At 36.7% G+C, this 1,791-nt stretch carries 3 protein-coding genes; all 3 read right to left on the bottom strand.

Features of this window, described 5'->3' with window-relative positions; genetic code table 11:
- Nucleotides 1-195: 195 nt before the first annotated feature.
- Genes AB1422_19230 through cas6 form a run of 3 tightly spaced genes read right to left on the bottom strand, consistent with a single transcriptional unit; the run spans nucleotide 196 to nucleotide 1,631 of the window.
- On the bottom strand, nucleotides 196-528 hold the full coding sequence (locus AB1422_19230; protein ID MEW6621434.1) for a DUF86 domain-containing protein: 333 nt from the start codon (nucleotides 526-528) through the stop codon (nucleotides 196-198).
- Nucleotides 518-808: a nucleotidyltransferase family protein gene (locus AB1422_19225; protein MEW6621433.1), complete on the bottom strand. Its 291-nt coding sequence runs from the start codon at nucleotides 806-808 to the stop codon at nucleotides 518-520. Before AB1422_19225 ends, AB1422_19230 begins: the two co-directional genes overlap by 11 nt.
- 1 nt (nucleotide 809) lies before the next feature.
- Entirely contained in the window at nucleotides 810-1,631 is an 822-nt protein-coding gene (cas6, locus tag AB1422_19220; protein ID MEW6621432.1) for a CRISPR-associated endoribonuclease Cas6, read from the bottom strand.
- Between the last annotated feature and the right edge of the window lie 160 nt (nucleotides 1,632-1,791).

The following is a 1,791-nucleotide window of genomic DNA, read 5'->3' as shown; positions in this document are numbered from 1 at the left end:
AATAAAATCTAAACGGCTGATGGTCCTAAAAAGGCCTTTGATATCCGATGTCTTCCCCCTTGAAAGAATCTGTTGGACATACATATCCAACTGCTCCTTTTTGGAGAGGTCAAGGGTTGTTCCTTCCTTTAAAAACCAGAATAGTCTTTTCTCAGTTATATGTTTCATTTTATCTTAACCGTCTTTCAAATTTCATTATTCTCGTAATAATGCTTCTAACCTAACTTTAAGCTCGGGAATCTCTTTTGTTATAACATCCCAGACAGTATCCCAGTCTACCCCAAAATAGAAATGGATAAGTTTATCTCTTAGACCTGCCATCTTTTTCCATTCAATCTCAGGATATTTCTCTTTAAACTCCTTGGAGATATTTTTTGTTGCTTCTCCAATTATTTCTAAACTTCTCAAGAGCGCCCTGTTAAGAGTTCCGTTAGCCATTAAGCTGTCATAATCTATATCTTTTGTTACTTCTGTGATATAATTCACTTCATCACGGATATGCCTTAAAAAGACCTTATCATCCCTCAATCTTTTCAGCCTCCTTTAAAACATAAGGTAAGATATATGGACTTATACCTTTGGGAGTAACAACTGTAACCTCTTTTTTCAGCAAATTTTCTAATGTCCAAACCAGATTAATGAAATTATTATATGAGGGGATTTCAAATTCTACAAGTAAATCAATATCACTATTTTCCTTCTGCATTCCTCTTACATAAGAACCAAAAAGGGCAATTGATTTCACCGTATATCGTTCTAAAATTCCCTTATTCGCTTTTATTATTCTCTTAATATCTTCTTTTGTCATTTTACCCCACCTCCACCATCCCAAACCCCTGGCCTGTTCTTAAGCCAACACCTATCTGGTAAAGCGTCTGAAGGTCCTCTGGTGCACCCTTTAGCTTAAAACAACCTTGAAAGGTGGTCAGATTCATGTAGGGCTTCCCTGTCTTTTCTCTGAAGCCCTTTAAGGTATGCTTTACCACCTGTTTGCGTAAATTCAATGGGGTGAATTCTATCTCCCTCAATAGTTCCTGCCCCCTTATATCCTTTAAGATTCTGTTGTGAATAGCATTGAAGTGCTGGTTAAATATTTTTAACCCTTCTTCTCCAAGCGGCTCCCCGTCATCCCTAAATGGCAATATCGGTATATCATCTTTAGTCTCCATAGATACCGGTGAATTGGTCTTGAATACTACCTCATCCGTGGTAATCTGGTGTTCGTTGAGCATAAATACCCTTTCCAATCTAAGAGTTACCTCTGGGTTGAAAGCAAACTCCTTCAGGGAGAGGAGTCCGTTGTAGAGATTAATAATGAATTGGTAATCAGCTGAACTAATATAAAGGGAAAGTGAGCTCTCCGGCGGGAAGTAGAAAACCGTATCCTCTATGGGTACCTTATAATCTTCATCTATGGGAATTATCTCTTTTTGGGCTGTTCTTTGGGCTGGTAAAGATACATTGAAGGTGAATGGCTTTGTTCTCTTTGACTCATTAGAATCTTTGGCAGGGTAGAGGTATTTTTTATAGCCTTCATCTGAGGTTTTCAATGCCTCTTTTATTAAAGCCATAAATCTATGGCGGTAAAGTATAGGTAATTTATGAGTTCTATAAGTTACTTTTATTCTCATTTTGTTATCTTCTCTGGAAGGAAAAATTTTGTCTATAGCAGTTATTATTCAAAACTTTACTTAGAAATACAAATAATGTCCCATAGGGACAATATATCGGTAAATGGCTTTCCATAAATTTTCTACCAATATATCGTTCCTACGGAACTGATTGATTTGT

The sequence above is a fragment of the bacterium genome (assembly GCA_040757115.1).
In the GTDB taxonomy this organism is placed as follows: domain Bacteria; phylum UBA9089; class CG2-30-40-21; order CG2-30-40-21; family SBAY01; genus JBFLXS01.
The sequence above is the reverse complement of the archived record's forward strand: the minus strand, read 5'-3'. Positions and strand labels throughout refer to the sequence as shown.